The 19,501-nt window shown below is 72.3% G+C and carries 17 protein-coding genes; 3 read left to right on the top strand and 14 right to left on the bottom strand.

Annotated elements, in window-relative coordinates:
- Positions 1–107 precede the first annotated feature (107 nt).
- The 3 genes from ACWC1K_RS31180 to ACWC1K_RS31190 all read right to left on the bottom strand — a co-directional run bounded on the left by ACWC1K_RS31180 (position 108) and on the right by ACWC1K_RS31190 (position 3,449).
- Positions 108–479 (bottom strand): CU044_2847 family protein, encoded by a 372-nt coding sequence (locus ACWC1K_RS31180; protein WP_450836349.1) that lies wholly within the window; start codon positions 477–479, stop codon positions 108–110.
- Positions 480–580: 101 nt separating this feature from the next.
- The gene (locus ACWC1K_RS31185; protein WP_450836294.1) at positions 581–2,011 is read right to left on the bottom strand and encodes a carboxyl transferase domain-containing protein; all 1,431 of its coding nucleotides are present in this window, start codon (positions 2,009–2,011) and stop codon (positions 581–583) included.
- On the bottom strand, positions 2,004–3,449 hold the full coding sequence (locus ACWC1K_RS31190; RefSeq protein ID WP_450836295.1) for an acyl-CoA synthetase: 1,446 nt from the start codon (positions 3,447–3,449) through the stop codon (positions 2,004–2,006). The genes ACWC1K_RS31185 and ACWC1K_RS31190 overlap by 8 nt, the downstream gene beginning before the upstream one ends.
- Before the next feature lie 184 nt (positions 3,450–3,633).
- Between ACWC1K_RS31190 and ACWC1K_RS31195 the strand changes: the two genes are divergently transcribed.
- The gene (locus tag ACWC1K_RS31195; RefSeq protein ID WP_450836350.1) at positions 3,634–4,509 is read left to right on the top strand and encodes an ATP-grasp domain-containing protein; all 876 of its coding nucleotides are present in this window, start codon (positions 3,634–3,636) and stop codon (positions 4,507–4,509) included.
- Here ACWC1K_RS31195 and ACWC1K_RS31200 read toward each other — a convergent pair.
- The 10 genes from ACWC1K_RS31200 to ACWC1K_RS31245 all read right to left on the bottom strand — a co-directional run bounded on the left by ACWC1K_RS31200 (position 4,472) and on the right by ACWC1K_RS31245 (position 16,822).
- Positions 4,472–5,098: a hypothetical protein gene (locus tag ACWC1K_RS31200; protein WP_450836296.1), complete on the bottom strand. Its 627-nt coding sequence runs from the start codon at positions 5,096–5,098 to the stop codon at positions 4,472–4,474. The genes ACWC1K_RS31195 and ACWC1K_RS31200 overlap by 38 nt on opposite strands.
- Complete coding sequence (locus tag ACWC1K_RS31205) at positions 5,064–5,894, bottom strand: FkbM family methyltransferase (protein WP_450836351.1); 831 nt, start codon at positions 5,892–5,894, stop codon at positions 5,064–5,066. Before ACWC1K_RS31205 ends, ACWC1K_RS31200 begins: the two co-directional genes overlap by 35 nt.
- A 2-nt stretch (positions 5,895–5,896) precedes the next feature.
- Positions 5,897–6,121, bottom strand: coding sequence for a Trm112 family protein (locus ACWC1K_RS31210; RefSeq protein ID WP_450836297.1), 225 nt, complete (start codon positions 6,119–6,121; stop codon positions 5,897–5,899).
- A complete protein-coding gene (locus ACWC1K_RS31215; protein WP_450836352.1) occupies positions 6,118–7,038 on the bottom strand; it encodes a hypothetical protein in 921 nt (306 codons plus the stop codon). Before ACWC1K_RS31215 ends, ACWC1K_RS31210 begins: the two co-directional genes overlap by 4 nt.
- A 24-nt stretch (positions 7,039–7,062) precedes the next feature.
- Positions 7,063–7,812 carry a methyltransferase domain-containing protein gene (locus ACWC1K_RS31220; RefSeq protein ID WP_450836298.1) on the bottom strand — a complete coding sequence of 250 codons (750 nt, stop codon included), beginning with the start codon at positions 7,810–7,812 and terminating at the stop codon, positions 7,063–7,065.
- Complete coding sequence (locus tag ACWC1K_RS31225) at positions 7,809–9,269, bottom strand: condensation protein (protein ID WP_450836299.1); 1,461 nt, start codon at positions 9,267–9,269, stop codon at positions 7,809–7,811. Before ACWC1K_RS31225 ends, ACWC1K_RS31220 begins: the two co-directional genes overlap by 4 nt.
- Positions 9,266–13,663: an alpha-(1->3)-arabinofuranosyltransferase domain-containing protein gene (locus ACWC1K_RS31230; protein WP_450836300.1), complete on the bottom strand. Its 4,398-nt coding sequence runs from the start codon at positions 13,661–13,663 to the stop codon at positions 9,266–9,268. Before ACWC1K_RS31230 ends, ACWC1K_RS31225 begins: the two co-directional genes overlap by 4 nt.
- Positions 13,660–14,400, bottom strand: a complete 741-nt coding sequence (locus ACWC1K_RS31235) for a class I SAM-dependent methyltransferase (RefSeq protein ID WP_450836301.1) — start codon at positions 14,398–14,400, stop codon at positions 13,660–13,662. The genes ACWC1K_RS31230 and ACWC1K_RS31235 overlap by 4 nt, the downstream gene beginning before the upstream one ends.
- An 89-nt stretch (positions 14,401–14,489) precedes the next feature.
- Positions 14,490–15,641 (bottom strand): glycosyltransferase family 4 protein, encoded by a 1,152-nt coding sequence (locus ACWC1K_RS31240; protein ID WP_450836302.1) that lies wholly within the window; start codon positions 15,639–15,641, stop codon positions 14,490–14,492.
- A gap of 206 nt (positions 15,642–15,847) precedes the next feature.
- The gene (locus tag ACWC1K_RS31245; protein ID WP_450836303.1) at positions 15,848–16,822 is read right to left on the bottom strand and encodes a DUF3068 domain-containing protein; all 975 of its coding nucleotides are present in this window, start codon (positions 16,820–16,822) and stop codon (positions 15,848–15,850) included.
- A gap of 199 nt (positions 16,823–17,021) precedes the next feature.
- Between ACWC1K_RS31245 and ACWC1K_RS31250 the strand changes: the two genes are divergently transcribed.
- Both ACWC1K_RS31250 and ACWC1K_RS31255 read left to right on the top strand, forming a co-directional pair.
- A complete protein-coding gene (locus ACWC1K_RS31250) occupies positions 17,022–17,174 on the top strand; it encodes a hypothetical protein (protein WP_344406642.1) in 153 nt (50 codons plus the stop codon).
- A 3-nt stretch (positions 17,175–17,177) separates the two neighbouring features.
- On the top strand, positions 17,178–18,419 hold the full coding sequence (locus ACWC1K_RS31255; protein ID WP_450836304.1) for a PucR family transcriptional regulator: 1,242 nt from the start codon (positions 17,178–17,180) through the stop codon (positions 18,417–18,419).
- A gap of 21 nt (positions 18,420–18,440) precedes the next feature.
- On the opposite strand, the gene ACWC1K_RS31260 is transcribed toward ACWC1K_RS31255, so the two are convergent.
- Positions 18,441–19,493: an NAD-dependent epimerase/dehydratase family protein gene (locus ACWC1K_RS31260; protein WP_450836305.1), complete on the bottom strand. Its 1,053-nt coding sequence runs from the start codon at positions 19,491–19,493 to the stop codon at positions 18,441–18,443.
- Between the last annotated feature and the right edge of the window lie 8 nt (positions 19,494–19,501).

Consider the following 19,501-nt stretch of genomic DNA (forward strand, 5'->3'; position numbering starts at 1 on the left):
TGGCGGAGAGCGCACCGAGCTCCTTGCGCTGCGGGAGCGACACCGTCACGGCCGCCGCGCCGCTCTGCCCGACGACATGGGCGCAGGTCAGCACCCGGCAGCTGTGCTCATGACCGGCCGGTGTCCGCGGGAGTCGGCTGCGGCGGCTGCGGAGCGGGCCCGGACGGCTGTGGTGACCAGCTGAGCTTCACCACCAGATGCCCCTCCGCGGCGCCCTTCGCGATGACCGCGCCCGTCTCCGTGCTGAGCTTCACGCCGAACTCGAGCTCCACGGTGTCGGGCCTGAGCGAGCCGTCCCGGAACACCCTGAGCGCCGACTCGGCCGCCGCCCGCACCCCGTCCAGGGCCGCCTCGAACGTCCGCGCGGCCAGGACGGGACTGCCGCCGCGGGAGACGAGCCGGGCGCCGGTCTCGCTCTCCACGCCCTCCACGACGACCCGGGCACCGTCCTCGGTCCTGAACTCCATCAACCCGTCCATGGCTGCCGCTCGCTCCCCCGTGTGCTGTGTGACCTCGCCGAACTTCATTGTTGCGGACGGTGCTTGGCGATGTCCCGGGTTCTGCTGGGACGGGCTGCCGGTCAGGGCCCGACGATGCCCCGGATCACCCCCAGCCGCACCAGGTCCTGCGGCCGGATGCGCAGCTGGTCGGCCGTGGCCTCGACCTCCTCGGCCGGCCGCTTGAGGATCGCGGCCGCCAGCTCCGGTGCGATCACCGAGAAGTAACTGTCGGCCGTGGCCCAGGTGTTGCCCGCCGCGGCCAGAGCCAGCGCGCCCCCGGAGCCGCCCTCGCCGATCACCAGTGTGGTGACCGGGACACGGGCGGCCGCCACCGCGCCGAACAGCTCCGCGATCGCGGCGCCCGCGCCCTGCCGTTCCGCCTCCGCGTCGTTGGCCGCGCCCGGGGTGTCCACCAGGGTCAGCACCGGGATGCCGAGGCGGTCCGCGAGCCGGACCAGGCGGGTGGCTGTGCGGTAGCCCGCCGGGCGGGTGGGGGTGCCGGTCTGGGCGGCGTAGGCGACGGTGCGGCCCTCGTGTTCGCCGAAGCCGCAGAGGATGCCCTCGGTGTCCGTGCCGCCGGAGCGGTCGCCGTGGATCGCTGCGCGGTGCGCGAAGTAGGCGTCCAAGTAGGCGTGGGCGCGGGGGCGTTGGGGGGAGCGGGCTTGTTGGACTGCGTCCCAGCCGGTGCTGGGGAGCTTCTGAGTACCGAGGGCGGAGGGGAGCGGCGCTGCTCGGGGTGCCACGTTGGATCGTATGGCGTCCGCGGCGCCGTTGTGGCTGGTCGCTCCCGGCGGCGGAGCCGCTGATCGATACAGCCCCGCGCCCCTTTGGGGCGCGGACAGCAGGCGGAGCCACAGACCCAGCGTCTCCCGCAGCTCACCCGGAGGCACCACCGCATCCACCGCCCCCGCCGCCACCTGCGCCTCCGCCGTGTACGCCGACGGGTCCGCGTCCGGGGGCCGGACGCGGGAGCCCGCGAAGCCCACCTGTGCTCCCGGCAGGGCGAGGATCACGTCTGCGCCCGCGCCGAGGGTGGCCCAGCCGCCGCCGGTCGTGGGGTCCCTGAGGACGGCGATCTGGGGGAGGCCGGCCTCGCGGGTGAGCGCCGACTGGCGGGCCACCCGCTGGAGTTGGGTGAGGGCGAGCATGCCCTCCTGCATACGGCTGCCGCCCGTGGCGACCAGCGCAACGACCGGGAGGCGGTGCGCACGGGCATGGCCGTGGGCGGCCTCCAGGCGGTCGCCGGTCCGTTCGCCGAGCGAGCCGCCGAGGAAGCCGAACTCGAAGGCGATCAGTACGGCCTCCGTGCCCGCGACGCTCGCGGTGCCGCACACGACCGACTCCGTCTCGCCGGTGCGCTCGACCGCACGGGCGCGCGAGGTGTCGTAACCCTGCCAGGCGAGGGGGCCGTCCGGCCTGGAGTCCCGTGCCGGGTACGGGAGTTCGGTGAAGGTCGAGGCGTCGGTGACCAGTGCGAGGATCTCGCGGGCGGAGAGGCGGGGCTCAGGCACGGTGCAGTGCCCGCTTCATGATCTTCCCCATGTCGTTGCGGGGGAGGCTCTCCAGGTAGTGGACCACGCGCGGACGCTTGTGCGGGGCGAGGCGGCCCGCCACATGGTCCGCCAACTCCTCCGCGTCGGGCGGCGATTGGGGGTCCACCGGCACCACCCATGCCACGATCCGCTCGCCCAGATCCGCATCCGGCTCCCCGGTGACCGCGGCCTCCCGCACCCCCGCGTGTTCAAGGAGGGCGTTCTCGATCTCACCGGCCCCGATCTTGTAACCCCCGCTCTTGATCAGGTCGGTGGCCTTGCGGCCGACGATGCGGACGTACCCGTCGGGCTCAAGGACCGCCATGTCGCCCGTGCGGAAGAACCCGTCGGCGGTGAACGCGGCGGCCGTGGCGTCGGGCCGGTTCAGGTACTCGGTGAACAGGTTCGGGCCGCGCACCTGGATCTCGCCGACGGTCTCGCCGTCGTACGAGGTGATCGCCGTCCCGTCCTCCTCCACGAGCCGCAGCTCGACACCCGGCAGCGGCACGCCCACCGTGCCCGCGCGCGGCTCGCCGTCCGCCCGCACACTGGTGTTCATGAGCGTCTCCGTCATGCCGTAGCGCTCGACGACCCGCCGTCCGGTGGCGGCCGCGATGCGCTCGTGGTCGTGGACCGGGAGGGCGGCGGAACCGGAGACCAGCAGCCGCGCCCGCCCGAGGGCCTTCGCCAGCTCCGGCTCCTCGGACAGGGCCCCGGCGATCCGGTGGTACATCGTCGGCACCCCGAACAGCATGGTCGCGCCCTCGTTCAGCTCGCGCGCCACGCCCTCCGTGCTGAACCGCCCCAGGTGACGGACGGATCCGCCGCGCCTCAGCGGGCCCAGGATGCCCAGCACCAGCCCGTGCACATGGAACAGCGGCAGCCCGTGCACGAGTACGTCGTCACCGGTCCACTGCCAGGCGTCGGCGAGTGCGTCCAGCGTGGTGGCGATCGCCCGGCGGGGCAGGACGGCGCCCTTGGGCGGGCCGGTGGTGCCGGAGGTGTAGACGATCAGGGCGGGGTCCTCGTCGTCGATCAGGAGGGCGAGGGCGGTGCTTCCGGTGCCGGTCACGTCGACATCGAGGCGCTCCAAGTCCCGTACAGGTGAAGGCAGTTCATCGCCGGGAGCCGCCAGTACCACCGATGGCGCACTGTCCGACAGGATGTGTCCGAGCTCCTTCCCGCCCGACTTCGGATTGAGCGGAACGGCGGCCGCCCCGGCCCGCAGCACCGCCACCACGGCCACCGCGGTCTCCAACGTGGGCGTGGCCCAGACCGCGACCCGTCCGCCCGGCGGGAGCCGGGCCGCGAGGGCGCCGGTCGCGGTGGCGAGCTCGGCGTACGTCAGGGACCGGTCGCCGAAGCGCAGAGCCACCCGCTCGCTCGGGCTCACCAGGGCGGGAAAGAGAGAGGACACGCGATGCACTCCATCCGTCAGGGCAGGAACGACACCCTCGTTCCTACACCAGCCGCCCCGCCGCCGACGATCGGGAGGCCTCCCGCACCGAGGGGGAAGGTCAATCCGGTTGCTTCGGTTGCGGGGACCACGGTTAGCCTGCGGAACGACGCACCGCCGTATGACGTACGAACTGGAGTCCGCCGTGTCCCGAGTCGCACTCGCCACCTACGACCCCGGCGCGCAGCCGAGCAAGGACCGCGGCCTGCCCGTGCTGGTGCAGGCGCTGCGGGATGCCGGAGCCGAGGCCGTCGCCGTCCCGTGGGACGACCCCGGCACCGACTGGAGCGGCTTCGACCTCGTCGTCATCCGGTCGACCTGGGACTACAGCTGGCGGGCGGACGAATTCGTGGCGTGGGCCGAGAAGTGCGCCCAGGTCACCCGGCTGGCCAACCCGGCCGAGGTGGTGCGCTGGAACACCGACAAGCGCTACCTCGGGGACCTCGCGGAGGCGGGAGTCCCCGTCGTTCCCACCCGCTACCTCGCACCGGGCGACGCCCCTGAGCTCCCCGACGACCACGAGTACGTCATCAAGCCCACCTCGGGCGCGGGCGCCCGGTACGCCGCCCGCTACACGCCGCACGACCACGACACGGCCGTACGGCACCTCGCGCGCATGCACGAGGAGGGGCTGACCGCGATGGTCCAGCCGTATCTGTCGGGCATCGACATCAGCGGCGAGCGGGCCCTGCAGTTCTTCGGCGGCCGCTTCCTGCACGCCAGCCGCAAGGGCGCCGTACTGACCCCGGGCACGGCTTACGACGACGACAAGGTGGCCCACCCGGACCTGGTCCCGTGGACCCCCACCCCGGCCGAACTCGCCGTGGCCGAGCGGGCGTTGGCCGCCGTACCGGATGCGCCGGAGCTGCTGTACGCGCGCGTGGACCTGGTCGACGGGGCGGACGGGGAGCCGCGGGTGATGGAGCTGGAGCTGGTCGAGCCGAATCTGTTCCTCGATCTGCATCCCGGGTCGGTGGCGCCGGTCAGGGACGCGATTCTGGCGACGGCGACCGGTCGCTGACCGCCACCCGCTGCAACAAGCCCCAGGTGAACTCGGCGGCCACCTCCCGCCGCACTCCCTGCGCATCGGGCGCCGTGAACGCCAGGCCCCACCGCGTGGGTGCCGTGCCCTCCAGGGGCCGGGCGGGGGCGAAGGCGCGGGCGGCCTCCTCGACCGTGCAGGACCAGGGGGTGAGGTCGTCGAGGGTCTTCAGAACCGGTCCTTCGGCTCCCGGGGCGCGGACCAGCCATTCGTTCCAGACGGCGCCGTTCGGGGCGAGGAGGACCTCGAAGCGCAGGTCGGGCCAGAGGGGAACGGGCCAGAGCAGGGCCTCGCAGTCCAGGTCGCCGACCTTCCGGGTGATCGTCGACTCGGGGGCGCCGAGAATCGAGCGGTAGCGCGAGACGGCGGCGCGGGAACGCGGGGAGTGCAGCATCGCCTGCCAGCGCTTGTTGGCCTCCCTCATGTCGGCGATGGAGACGCCCAGCTCGCGGCGGGCGTCCTCCACCAGGTCCGGGTTGTGGTCGGCCATGCGGCGCAGCAGGACCAGCTGGAAGTCGAGGGGGGTGAACGGGCTAGCGGGGCGCTTTCCGGAGGGCATGGGCACCATGGTTGCTCACGCCACTGACACCGGGCCGGCGGCCGTCCGGGAGGAAGAGGACCGAGTTGACGTAACGCGGGTGCCTGCGGAAGGGCAGGACGCGGCCCAGCAGGCCCTGGGCGACGACGTGCGAGGTGCTGGCCTGGTGGGCCTCCAAGGGGAACTTCGCGAGCGGCACCCAGGTCGAGCCGGGCAGCACCCAGCCGTCGTAGCGGAGCAGGGACAGATAGGTGACGACGGGGGCGATCGGCTGGATCCGGGACTCCAGTTCCACGAAGAGGGCCGGGCGGTCCCGGGCCAGCAGACCCGTGGCGCCGCGCAGGACCGCGAGCTCGTTGCCGTCCACGTCGATCTTGATGAAGCCGACGTCCCGCAGGCCGAGTTCGTCGAGGGTGACGCAGGGGACGTGCAGGGCCCGGGCGTGGATGTCACGGCGGACCAGCGAGGACACACCCCGGTCGCCGGCGTCGTCCGGCGGGAGCCACAGCCGCGCGGTGCCGGGGCGGTCCGAGGCGGCGGCCTGGACGACACGGACGTTCGGCGGGGCGCCGGAGGTGAGGAGTCGGGCCAGGTGGGGGACCGGTTCGACGGTCACCACCTGGCGGGCGCGGCCGGCCAGGCGCCGGGTCCAGGGGCCGTACCAGCCGCCGACGTCCACGGCGGTGCCGCAGCCGGGCGGGCACAGGTCGGGCAGCCGGGCCAGCTCGGGCTCGAAGCGCGGGTAGACCGCCCGGGCGGCGGCGGCCACCACACGGACGGGCAGGAGCGGTGCCAGTCGGGCGGCCAGGGTGCGGGGCGGGGTCACGGTCACTGGGCCATCCGCTTGAGCAAGGCCTCGTGCTCGTCGTCCGACACCTGCTCCCCGGACGACGGCAGCAGCTGAGGGATGCCGTCGACGATCGGGTAGCGGCGGTGCAGGCGCGGGTTGTACAGGGCCTCGGGGGCGGTCGGGCCGCCCGGCCTCACGAGGTGCAGCGGGCCCTTGTCGAGCGGGCACGCCAGGATCCGCAGCAGCGGGTCGTCGGGCTTCATGGAGGGGTCAACTCCTTGGTGGCGATGGGGGGTTGGGGAGGCGTGCCAGGTGCCGGCTGATCGTGTTTGGGCATGGCCAGCAGAACGGAGACGGCGAGGACCGTGCCCGCGAGACGCAGGGCGAGCCGCAGCGGGTCGTGCGGGAGCGCCTCGCCGAAGGAGAGGGTGCCGAGGACGGCCGTGTAGAGACAGGTCACCGTCGTGCACACCGGCACGATCAGCGAGGCCCGGCAGCGCTGCAGCGCGGCCTGCGACATCACCAGCCCGAACGCGCCGGTGAAGAGGAGGAGATACGGGTACGGGGACCTGAGCAGGCCCACCACCGCACCGCCCAGTCCGCTGGACGTCAGGTAGCTCGACACGCCCTTGATGGCGAGCGAGCTGACCCCGTACAGCAGGCCGACGGCCACCCCGTACTCCACACCCGTCGTCGGTGCGCGGTGGCGGTGGCGGGTGCGTCGCTCCGCGGCGCCGTACAGCCACACACCCCCCGCCAGCGACGGCACGCACACCAGCAGGATCAGCTGGTACGGGGCGCTGCGGCTGACCGTGTCCGAGCCCTCCTTGAGCGAGAGCACGACCATCAGCAGCGCGGCGAGGATCGCGCCGAGCGCATACCGTTCCCGCCCGGTCGTCTCCTCGCCCAGCAGCCGGGCGGAGAGCAGGACGAGGAGCACCAGACCGGAGACGAAGATGCCCTGGGCGGCGGCGATCGGCAGCGTCCGGTACACGACGAGCTGCGCGCCGAAACCGGAGGCGAGGGCGAGCGAGCCGCCGATCCACAGCGGGCTGCCCAGCACCAGTCTCAGCAGCCGGGCGGGGTTGCGGATCGTCACCTCGGGCAGCGCGGTGAGCGCCCGTTTCTCCAGGACGAAACCGAGGCTGTACAGGGTGTTCGCCAGCAGGGCCGCGGCCACTCCCCACCACATGACGTGCCCCCTCTACGTCTTTGTCCTGCGCGCGTGCAGGAGAAGGATCGAGGCGAGCGCGGGTCTGGAGCAGGCCAGCCGGTCGAAGGGACGCAGGGGACGGGGTACGCCGTGGAAGGGGGCGCCCTTGAGGTCCACGATCTCGAAGCCGGACGCGGCCACGAACTCCCGCAGCGCACGGGCGGTGTACAGCCGCAGGTGTCCGACCACCTCCGTGCCCGGCCGGCCGTGGATCGCCCGCAGGCTGACCTCGGAGAAGACGGGCTGTACGCCCGCCAGCAGCAGGGCGCGGTTGTACCAGGCGGCCAGGTTCGGGGTGGAGAGCATGAGGTGGCCGCCCGGGCGCAGGACGCGGCGGATCTCGTCGAGGGCGGCGTCCGGGTCGACGAGGTGCTCGATCACCTCGCTGAACAGCACGGCGTCGGCGGAGGCGGCCTTGAACGGGAGCCCGCCGTCGGTGAGTTCGCCGCGGATGGCGTACGACAGGTGGGTGCGGGCCCGTTTCAGGGCGTCCTGGGACCAGTCGACGCCGACGATGCGGTGGCCGGTCAGGAGCTGGGCCGCGGTGGCGGCCGCGGTGCCGTCGCCACAGCCGATGTCGAGGATGGTGCGGGGGGTGCCCGTGGCCGCCGGGCCGAGGGCGGCGGCCAGCATACGGGCCTGGCGGAGGCTGCGGGGGGTGCCGGAGGCGACCGGGACGGCGGGGTCCTCGTAGAAGTCGCGCAGGTCGGGGCGGTGCACGGGGGCGGTGGTCGTCTTCACGGGGTCACCTCCGTGGAGTGCAGATAGTGCTCGAACAGATCGCGGAGGTGGGCGCCGTCGCCGTGGCTGAGCAGGGCGCGGGACCAGCGCAGGGCGAGGTGGAGGCGGCCCGCGGTGGAGGCGGTGGTGACGGTGAGGCCGCGGGGCATACGGGCCGGCGCCGAGAACCAGACCGCGTGCGCGCGGCCCGCCTCCTCGCCGAAGTCCAGGGGGTACGGGATGCGGCCGATGTTGCTGAGGAGCGTGGTCGACGTCCAGGGCGCGGCTGCTTTGCGCAGGCCGCGGGTGAGGGCGGCGCGCCAGGCCACGGGGGTGACGGGGGCGGTGAGGAGGGCCGCGCCGTGGCCGAGTTGGGGGCGGGGGAGGGATTTCAGGGCTCGTGTACGGGTTGCCGTGCGGCGCAGCAGGGCGGGCATGGCGGTGGGGTCGTGGGCGGCCAACTCGTCGGCGGAGAAGGGGACTTCGACCAGGCGGGTGCCGTTGCCCATCGGCATGGTGGCGTCTCGGGGGCGGTCGTCCACGGGCATGGTGATGCGGAGGGGGCGGGGGGATGCGCCGTGTTCTCTGTTCCAGTGGGCGATGGTGAGGGCTGTGGTGACCATGAGCTGGTCGTTCACCGTGTAGGGGGAGCCCTTGGGGCGGTGGGGGAGGGGGAGTTCGGTGACGAGCATGCCGTTGCCGGGGGAGGGTTCGGGGGTGCCTTGGGCCACCCTGGCGGGTGGGGTCCAGTTGGACGGGGTGTCGACGGGGGGCTGGGGGGTGGTGTCCGGTGTGCGGGTGGGGGGTGCGGTGGGGTTGTTGTTGCGGCCGCTGTAGATTTCGGCGGCCGTGGCCAGGACTCGGAGGCAGGCGGGGCCGTCCAGGGCCGTGTGGTTGATGGTGAGGAAGAGGACGGTGCCTTTTGCGGTACCGGAGTCGGGGGTGGGCGTGGGGGACGCGAGCCGGCGCCGGCCGGGTGCCGCTCTCTTTGGGGCGGGAGCCGCCGTAGCGGCACGATTGCCCGCAGCTACGCCAACCGAGTCCGACGCCTCGCTGCCCTCTGCCGGGCCCGCACCCTCCACCACCTCCAGCCGTATCGGCGGTGACAAGGTCAGGGGTGGTGCCGTCGTCAGGGCCCGGGTTCGGGCGTCCCGCAGCGCGGACGGGCCCGGCCGCAGGAAGGTCACCACCTCCGTGTCCGGTTCCTCCGTCAGCTCCCATTCGTAGCGGCGGCGGTACCACTGGCCGGGGGCCTCGCGCATCAGGATGCGGGGGTGGCGGCGGAGGGCTTCCGCGAAGGACGTGCGGAGGCGGTCGCGGTCCAGGGGGCCCGGTAGGTGGACCTCGATGTGGACCGTTTCCGGTTCCTCCTCCTGGAGGCAGTGCCGGGCGACCTCGTCGACGACGGGGAAGGGGATGCGGGCCGGGGAGCGGGCCGGCGGGCCCTCGGCGCGGGCGGGGTGTTCGAGTGCGGTCACGTGGGTTCGTCCCTCCCCCTGGGGGCCTCCGGCTGCTCGGGCGGAGTCGGCCGGAACTTCGGTTTGCGGAACTGGATCCGCGCGGTCGGCGGGTCGGGATCGGGCCCACCGGGGCCGCGGGCCGAGACGGTCGGCCCGGCGTCGGGGCGGGGAAGAGGTGCGGGGGCCGCGGTCTCGCCCTCCGGCACCGGTCCGGTCCCGCCGCGGCGGCGCTGCGGCAGAGGGCGGGTCGGGGCCTCCGAGCCCGGCACCGGCGGCAGCACCGCCGTCGAACCAGGCCCCTCGTCGGGCTCCCGTACGCTCACCACCCCCGCGAACAACCCGATCAGCGCGAGCAGTTGGGCCGGGTGGCCGAAGGCGCCCCCGCCCGCTCCCACGGGCTCCCCGGCCCCTGTGGCCGCCGCGATCCCCGCCCCCGCGAGGGCGACGAACGCGACCGGTACCAGCAGCGCGTGCCGCCGGTGCGCCAGCAGTGCCAGCGCGGGCACCAGCAGTGCGAACCATCCGGCGATCAGCACGCCCACCACGGTCAGGGCCACCGTGCCGAGCCACAGCCCGGGGAGCGGCGGTACCGGCTGCGGCGGGTCGGGGTTCGGTGCGCGGCGGCGCCAGACGACCAGCCCGACCAGGACCGCCAGGCCCACCGCACCGCCGATCAGCCCGCCCTTGTAGGCCGTCGCGGGCTCGTACGACAGCTTGACGGCGCCGCCCGCCCCGGCCGGGATCCGCCAGCCCTGCTGCCAGCCGTCGAGGCGGACCGGGGTCAGTTCCTTGCCGCCCAGGGTGGCCTTCCAGCCGTCGTTGTAGTTCTCGTACATCGTCAGATAGGTGGCCGCACCGGAGCCGACCGTCACCTCGCGGCGGTCGCCCAGCCAGTCCCGGATCGTCAACTGGCGGTCCACGGCGGCGGGTTCGGCGACCGTGCCGCGGGTCAGGGTCGCATCCGTCAGGGTGAGTGGTCCGGCGTCCCCTGCCTCCACGCGATGGGAGCCGGCGGTGAGCTCCAAGGTGTCGTCGTCACGGCCCTGCTGGCAGAGCGTCACATCGACCGTCCGCCGCTCCGTCAGGTCCCGTACCGTCCCCTTCGCACTGGTCTGGTACAGCTTGCCGTCCACCGCGACGGCCGGCCCCTGCCCGCACGGCAGCGAGAAGGCGCGGGAGCCGCTGGGCTGCCGGGTGCGGTACTGGTCGAGCGCCGGGATGTACGCCTCGCTCAGGCCCACCGGGAGCTGCAGGTCCTCGTCGGCGACGGGGTTGTGCAGGGTCAGGGGTGCCGTCCGGGTGATCGTGACGTCCAGGCGGTCGGTGGTGATCGGGTCGAAGCGGACCACGCCGTTCTCGTCGACGCCGGCGATGGTCGCGCCGTCGGGGGAGCTGATGTCCACCTGCGTGGGACGGGTCGAAAGGCCGCCCGCGGGCGCCAGCACGATCTCGCCCACCGGCTGTTTGCCGCTCCAGCTCAGATGGATCGTCGGCCGGTCGCCCGCGATCCACGCCGTCGTCAGATCGCCGTCGGTGAGGTTGCGCGCCGACAGGCCCGCGCCGAGGGCCGCCGTGGAGTCGGCGGTGGCGACGATGCGGTTCTGCTGGTCCGGGGCGACCTCGTACAGCAGCTTGTCCAGTGCCTCGCCGTTGACCGGCACCGCGCCCGCCTTCACCTCGTACGTCCCCGCCGTGGCCGTGGTGAACAGCCGGTGCAGGCCGGCCTCGGTGCCGGTCGCGGAGAGGCCGGTGGGGTCGGGGGTGCGGTGCAGGGAGATCAGCGTGGCGGCGGCGTCGGAGTCGTCCGCGTCCGTGGGCAGCCGCAGCAGCCGGGTCACCTGGACGTGCGGGAGAGCGATCTCGGAGAAGCCCGCCCCCGTCAGACCCGAGCGACGCTCCACCGAGTCGACGATCGTCAGCTTCATCCAACTCGTCGCGCCCGCAGGTGCCTTGATGCTCTGCGTCTGGCCGTTCGGCCGCAGGAAGCTGGTCCTGGTCCCCTTCTCGGTCTCCACCCGCACCTTCGTCGCCGCCGACCGCACGCTCTCCTGCGGCAGCGGCGTCACCTTGAACGAGGACGGCATGTCGTACGAGCCGGTGAACCCGATGCGCAGCCACTGCCCGTCCGCCGAGCCGGGGGCGCCCTCCGCCCAGGCCGTGTCCGGGTTGCCGTCGAAGGCGTTCACCGGGTCGTACTGCGGGAGGTGGAAGAGCCAGTTGCCGCTGGAGGACGCCGTCACCGACCGGGCGCCGCGCAGCTGGGCCACCGTCTGGTGGTCGAGCCCCTTGGTCGGCAGGATCTGGTGCGGTTGCCTGCCCGCGTCCTGTACGGCGTCCGGCGCGTTGCGCTCGGAACCGGTGTACGTGTACGAGGTGTTGCCGCTGACCAGCCCGAACCGTGTGTCCGCGCGCCGCAGCCCGTCGCCGACCACCTGGAGCGGCGGGGAGCCGAGCCCGGGGTGGTTGTCGCCGGTCAGCACGGTCGCACGGCCGCGCAGTCCGGAGGCGAGCGGCAGCAGGGCCTCGGGCCCGCCGGAGACGACCGCGGTGTCGGAGACGGGCAGCAGATGGGCCTGCCCCGGCCGTGGGACTCCCTCGCCCGAGGGCTCGTAGATCTCGACCGCCCGCTGCCGCGGATACAGCCCCTCCACCTGCAGCGGCGCATCATGGGCGATCCGGCCGCCGGTCATGACCGGCCCGAACCCGGTCACCCGCACATATCCCGACTGCTCCAGGGTCCGCTTCACCGTCGTGGTCGGCACGGAGCCGATCTGGTCGGGATCGAGGTCGTTGCGTACGACGACGTAGTAGATCCCCGCCCGGCTCAGGTAGTCGGCAAGCCCCGGGACATCGCTCCCGGAGGCGAGTGCGTCCTCCACCGCGTCCATGGCGCGCCGGTTGCCGGGGGTCCCGAAGGGGACGTAATCCCTTTGCGCCCAGCGGGACTTGGCGAGGACGTCGAGGGGCTGGTCGATGGGGGAGCCCCAGGTGTAGATGCCGTGCGAGGTGGCCGGGACGACGAGGGCGCGGGAGTCGGGGGAGTACTTCTGCAGCCAACTCGCCGTGGTCTTCCAGTACTTGGGCAGCTCCTGGAAGGACCCCGGGTTGAGGATCGAGCCGTTGAGATACGGCCACAGCAGACCCGGCAGGATCAGCACCGCGGCGGCCAGCGGGGCGAACCGGCGCCCGCGCACCGGCCGGGCACCCCGCGGCTCGGCCGCGATCCCCACCGCATGCGCGAGCCCGAGCACCAGCGCCAGAGCCGGCCCCGTCTGGAACTTGTAGATGTTCCGGAAGGGGACGAGCCCGCCGTTCAGCCAGTCCTGCACGACTCCGTGGAAGGGGGCGCCGAACGCGCCGCCGTACCCGGCGAGCAGCACCAGAGCCGTGGAGAGAACGGTCAGCACCAGCCACCGCCGCTCCGGCATGTCCCGTCTCGCGAGGCCGGCGAGGCCGAGCCCGGCGGCGAGCGCCGAACACACGACGACGATCACCGACGCGGCGACCGTCCACCCGGCCGGCAGCCAGGCCTGCCCGAAGTGCAGATAGGCGACCCAGTTGCCGGCCCCGCGCAGGGCCTCCGTCGCCGACATGGTGGCCGTCGTGGTCTGCGAGGTCTCCACGTACGGAAGGAAGTTCTCGCCGTAGACCCCGAGCATGACCAGCGGGATCCACCACCAGGCGGTCGCCACGATCACACCCGGCACCCACCAGGCGATCAGCTTGCGCTGCCGTGGCCCGGGCGGGCGGGAGAGCAGGTACAGCCCGACCGGCAGCAGCGAGGCCAGGGTGGAGGCGCCGTTGACGCCACCCATGAAGGGGACCATCAGCGCCGAGCGCAGGGCGGCGACCCGTGCGCTGTACCGCTCGTTCGTCAGCGGCAGCAGCACCCAGGGCAGAAAGGCACCGGGCAGCGCCGCCGCGGACGTCGACCCGACGACGATGGTGAAGACGGGCCACAGCGCATACGCGACCCCCGCGAGCAGCCGCGAGCCACTGCTGCCCACCCGCAAGCGCTCGGCCAGCCGCAGCGCCCCCCAGAAGGCGACCGACACGATCAGCGACATCCACAGCCGCTCCGCCAGCCACACGGGCAGGTGCAGGGCGTGGGCCAGCCAGTAGAACGGCAGCATCGGCCAGAGATAGCCGGCGTACTGGTCCTGGATACCGCCGAAGCTGCCCTGGTCGTGCCAGAGCTGCCCCAGGTCGGAGAAGAAGGCACCCGGGTCGACCGTCACACCCAGCTTGGTGTCGAAGGTCTGCCGACCCGGGTGCACCACCAGGAACAGCAGCAACGCCACGGCCCAGAACCCCACCAGCCAGCGCCGCGACCGCGGGCCCTCCGGCGGGCCCGAGGTGGCCGCGGTGGTGTGGACGGCTGCCGGAGGAGGGGCCTGGACCGTGGTCGTCATGGGGGACACCGCCGGAGGATGAGGAGAAGGTTCCAGGTGGCCACCTCACGTATCCCCGGCGCTTTCACGACGGTCTCCGCGAGGAAGGGCCAGTAGCGGGAGCGCGCCGAGACGACCGTGACGTCGTCGCGGGCGCGCACCTGCCGCAGGGTGGCGCCGATGTGCACGGCGAAGAGGTTCTCGCCGAGGGTGTGCTTGGCGGGCTTTCCGGTACGCCGCCGGTAGCGGGCACGGGCCCGCTCGGCCCCGAAGTAGTGCCACGGCGCCCACTCGTGACCGCCCCACGGGGACAGCCAGTTGGTGAACGACACATAGATCAGCCCACCGGGCCGCGTCACCCGGGCGAGTTCACTGAGGAACGTCTGCGGATCGGCGACATGCTCCAGCACATTGGAGGAGAAGGTCACATCCGCGACACCGTCCCGCAGAGGCAACAGATACCCGTCGGCGATCACGGCCCCGTCGGGCGGCTTCTCGCCGAGTTCCGTCACGTCCGGCTCGAAGAGGTAGGCGTTGGCGCCCCGTCTGCGGAACTCTTCTGTGAAGTACCCGCCCCCGCCGCCGACGTCCACGACGGTCCGGCCGATGACGGCCCCGTCGTAGGCCTCGACTTGATCGGCGGCGTCACGGGCGAGTATTTCGTAGCAGCTCTCCGGGTCGTCCTGCTCGTGCCGGAAGGCACGGAAGAGGGCAAGGGAGCGCTGAAAAGACGGATCCTTGAAGCTCCGGCCTGGCATCGCGCCCCTCAAGGGGCGCGGGGAACTGCGCGACCAGCCACGACGATCCCGCAGTCGCGAACCGACACGCCCCGCACGGCGCATAGGCGTCACGACGCCCAGCCCCGCAGGGCTTCCGCGGCCACCGCCCGAAACTGTCTCACCGTCCGGTGCCAGCGATACCGCGCCGCCCGGTCACGGGCAGCCTTCCCCATCAACTCCCGCCGATGCCCGGACAGTGCCAGCGTGCACCAGGCAGCAGCAAACGAAGACTCCCCGTGCGCCAGCACACCGGTCTCCCCGTCCACGACGGAATCCCGCAACCCGGGCACGTCAAAGGCAAGGGTGGGCGTCTCCCGAGTCGCCGCCTCGGTGACGACCAACCCCCACCCCTCCACCGCGGAGGGGTGCAGCAGCAGCCAGGCCGCGCACAACAGCCGGTGCTTCTCCGCCTCGGAGACATGACCCACGAACTCCACGCCGGGCCCGGCGAGCTGCTCGAGCCGCCCCCGCTCGGGCCCGTCACCGACGATGACGAGCCGACCGCCGGTCACCGGCCGCACCCGCTCCCAGAGTCTCAGCAGCAGATCGATCCGCTTGTACTCCACGAGTCTGCCCACCGCCACGAACAGCGGCTCGGCCGACCGCTCGTCCCGCGGTCCGGGCTCTTCCACACCGTTGTGCACGACACGGATGCGGTCCCGCGAGACGCCGATCCCCCGCAGCGCATGCGCGGTCGAGGGAGAGACCGCGACCAGCAGGCTGCGATGCTGCGCACCGGTCAGCGCCCACTGCTCGAGTCTTCGGCCGATCCGCGCGGCCGGCGCGAGGGGCCCGCCGAACCGCATCTTCCACAGATCGGTGTGAACGTGGTTGACCAGGCACACCGTGGGCCCGTGGTGCCAGTAGGGCGCGAGGTACGGCATCCCGTTGCAGACCTCGACCAGCAGATCGGCCTCGCCGACCTGACGGGCGAACGCGGAACGGGCTCGCAGATAGTGGCCGAACTCGCCGCCGGCCGACACGACCCGGTAGTCCCGGAAGGCCGCGGGACCCCCGCAGATCAGGGTCACCTGGTGGCCGAGGCCGGTGAGTCCCTCGGCGAGCCGGTCGACCAGCAGCTCCGAGCCGCCGGCCGCCGGATTGCCGAGATCCCGGTGGGCGAGGAAAACGATTCGGCGCGGTTGTGGGGGGAGCGCCGAGGGGTGCTGCGGAGCCCCGGGGTGCGTGGCGCGCAGCGGGGAAGGCACGTGCTGGGGCATGGGTGCTCCAACTCGTCTCAGGGTGCGGAACTCAGCAGTGACTTTCAGGACTTGCTGTGGGGGGACTGAGCTCTTCATGGGCGGGGGGTGTGGACACGTTGTGCTTGGGTGGGGTTGGACAGTTTTCGCCCAGCCGTTCGCCACGGCTACTCACCGGGGTGACAAATTTCCGCCTTATTAGAACTGACGTCATGTCACAACGTGAGCTAAGCCTGTGAAGTCCGGGGCGTCTCGGGCGAATCGGGGCGCTTCCGTCCTCGTACCACCAAAACCCCACCCACCACCGCCAGTACGAATCCGGCCACAGCGGCGGCAATCGGCAACGTCTGCCCCACCATGAGCAGCTGACCGCTCTCCTTCTTGGCCAGCTTCACCTGGTCCTTCTGGGTGGCGGTGGTGAACCCCAGCTTCCGGCTGTCCAGCAGCACCACCGCGTCCTTCCTGGCGCCCGGCGCCCGCAGGGTGCGGCGCGGGCCGACCTGGGCGTAGAGCACCCGGCCGGTGCGCTGGTCGACGACCAGCTCGATGCCGTGGTTGGCGTACCACTCCTCGGCCAGGACCTGCGGTTTGTTCTTCTGCCCGACGATGGTGCCGGGGACCAGCCGGGTCCCGATCTTCGACGGCGGGACGGTGCCGGTGAAGCGGTAACCCCGGTACCCCTGGATCTTCCTGGTGCCGGAGTAATGCAAAGTGACGGTCGAGCCAAGTGAGTTGTCCCACCACTGGTACGACTTTCGGTGCACGTCGAAGGGGAACTTCAGATAGGCGTCGCCCTCGAAGTACGGGTTCTCCTTGCAGCAGTGCACCGGCTGGTTGGTGTGGCGGTTGGTCACCCAGCGGTTGAGGAAGAACTCCAGCGCGTCGTGCGGATCGGCGGCCGGCAGCGACTTGTCCGTGTCGACCGTGGTCGTCACGTCCCACACCGCCCGCCCGCTCTTCTCGCTGTCCGCGACATTGCCGCGCACCTGCTGGGTGACTGTGATCCGCTGGTCGTGGACCGTCTGGATCTGGTCGGTGTCGAAGTAGCTTCCGGTGCCTCTGTAGACGGCGGTGGTGTCGATGTCGATCGGGTTCACGGCGGCCCGCGGCTCGACGTACCAGGCCAGCAGCGGCGCCAGGACCAGCAAAAACGTGCCCAGTCCCAGCAGGATCAGCGAAAGGGGGGAGGCTGTACGGCGCATCCGGACACTCCAGGGGGAGGGATGGCGGAGTTGGGGCCGCTCCGGCCCGCGACGCCGGACTGGCGGGAAGACGGGGCCTTGGGCCGGGAACCGTAGGCTGCTCTTGACGGGGTGTCAATGCTTGTCGAAACTGGGGCCGACAGGCAGGGGTGGGGGCACCGGGGTGGGACGACCTCCGGACAGAGAGGCTGACCCTGCGATGTCCAGACTGCTCGCTGCCCTTCTCACCGTCGTGGCCGCCGCCGCACTCGCCGTGGGCGCCGCGCTCGGCATCGTCGCGCTGCTCGACGCGACGCCCGCCCAGCCCAACACCCCCTTGATCACGTACGAGCAAGCCGGGCAAGGGAGTTGACCGGTGACGCCCGCTCACTCCCCGGCCGTCACCGCCCGCTCGGCCTGGCACGACGTGCCCCGTCTCCAGGTCCGCCGGTTCGCCGCCCTCGCCATGGCCGAGGCGCCCGCGCTCGCCGAGGAGATCCTGCGCGAGATCCGCCGCGAGTACCCGCACCTGCCGGTCGTCCTCGACGAGTCGGGCGAGCCGATGGCCCTGGTCGGCATCCGCCGCGCCATCGAGGTCTTCGTCCAGCACCTGGAGCAGTCGGAGGGCCGCCCGACGGTCCCGCCGGGCGTCTTCCAGGAGTTCGGCCGCGGCGAGGGCCTGCACGGCCGCTCGCTGGACTCCCTTCAGGCGATCTACCGGATGGGCGTACGGCTTGCCTGGCGCCGTTTCGCCGAGATCGGGCAGCGGGTCGAGATCCCGCCGCCCGCGATGTACGAGCTCGTCGACGCGGGGTACGAGTACCTGGACGGCCTGGTCGACCAGTCGGTGCGCGGCTATGCGGAGGCGGCGGCGAGGCAGGCCGGAGAGCGGCTGAGGCTCCAGCGGCGGCTGATGGAACTGCTGCTCGCCGAACACCACCGGGGCGACCCGGCCGACGCACTGACCGAACGGGCGGCCCGGGTCGGCTGGACGCTGCCGCGCAAGGTCGCCGTCGGCGTGCTGCTCCGCCCGGCCCGCGAGGCGGTCGCGCCCGCCGTGGGGCAGGGCGTGCTGCTCGACATGGAGTACGAGCAGCCCCGCATGGTCGTCCCCGAACCCGACGCGGCCGGCCGCCCCGAACTCCTGCACCGGGCGCTGACCGGCTGGTCCGGGGCGATCGGGCCGCCCGTGCCGCTGTCCGACGCGGCGAAGTCGCTGCGCTGGGCCGAGGCGGCCGTACACCTGATGGAGCGGGGGCTGCTGCCCGCCGGGGACGTCCTGTACTGCACGGAACACACCGAGGCCCTGGTCCTGCTCCAGCCCGAGGAACTCATCGACGACCTCGCGCTGCGCTGTCTGGCCCCGCTCGCCCACTGCGGTCCGGCGCACGGGCGCCGGCTTGCTGAAACGTTACTGGCGTGGCTGGAGACACGAGGTGGGGCACCGGAGGTGGCCGCCCGGCTGGGCGTCCACCCCCAGACCGTCCGCTACCGCCTCCGCCAGATCCGTGAGCTGTGGGGCGACGAGATCGACGACCCGGACCGCCGCTTCGAGTTGGAACTGGTGCTCAGGGCGCAGCGGTTGAGGGGGGTGCTGGGGGAGGCGGGGCGGTCGTGACGCATCCGCTGCCGGGGAGCGCTACCGGGACCGCTGCCTCCGCCACGCCTCGTAATGGTCCAGGAGCGTCTCCTCGACGGGCCGGTAGCTGATGCCCAACTCCTCGACGCCACGGCTGTTGTCGACCCGGAACCGGATCCCCAGGTGCTTGCGGATGTAGTCCTGGGTGAGCCCGAAGGAGGGCCCGAGGACACGGACGGGCCAGTGCGGAAGGCGGTTTCGCGGCAGCCGCAGATCTCTCGGGTACCGCCCGCGAATGATTCGCGCCATGTCATGGAAGGACGTCATGGTCTCGGCCGCGACGATGTACCGCCCGTGTGCGTCCGGCGTCTCAGCGGCGGCGATGTGCGCGTCCGCCACATCGCGCACATCGGCCGTGGTGAAGCTGAAGTCGGGGGCGCCGTAGAAGAAGTACCCCTTGAAGAGCTCTTCGAGGAGGAAGAGGCTGCCGGACTCGGAGGCGGGGGTGAGGGAGGGCCCGAGCACCAGCCCCGGATTGACGGCGACCATGCGCCAGCGGTCCTGGGAGCGTTCGGCCTCCCAGGCGGCCTGCTCCGCCACGGTCTTGGCATAGTGGTACGGGTTGTTCTCGACGGTGCTGGTGGTGTTGAAGTACGCCTCGGTGAGGACCTGCCCCTCCATCTCCCTCACGTCCGCGTAGTCGCCGAATATCGCGCCGACCGTGGAGGTGAAGACAAGCCTGCGGACGCCGCCCGTCCGCTCGATGCTCCCGATCACATTGCGGGTACCGGCGAGCGCGGGCTCGACCATGTCCCGCTGCCCGTCCTTGATCCTCTCCGGCATCAAGAACGGCGAGGCGACATGAAAAACGACCTCGCACCCCTTCATGGCCTCGTCGAAGGCCCCCTCGACGAGCAGATCGGCCTCGAACAGCTCGAGCCGACCGGGGAAGCGGTCCTGCAATGCGGTCAGGGGCGCGACCTTCGCCCTGTTCGTGACACTGCGCACGGTGGCCCGCACCCCGTACCCGCGCTCCAGCAGCCTCCCCACCAGATGACAACCGACGAACCCACTGCCTCCGGTCACCAGCACGTCCACGCGCACTCCGATCATTCGGTCAG

Source organism: Streptomyces sp. NPDC001492, from assembly GCF_053597275.1.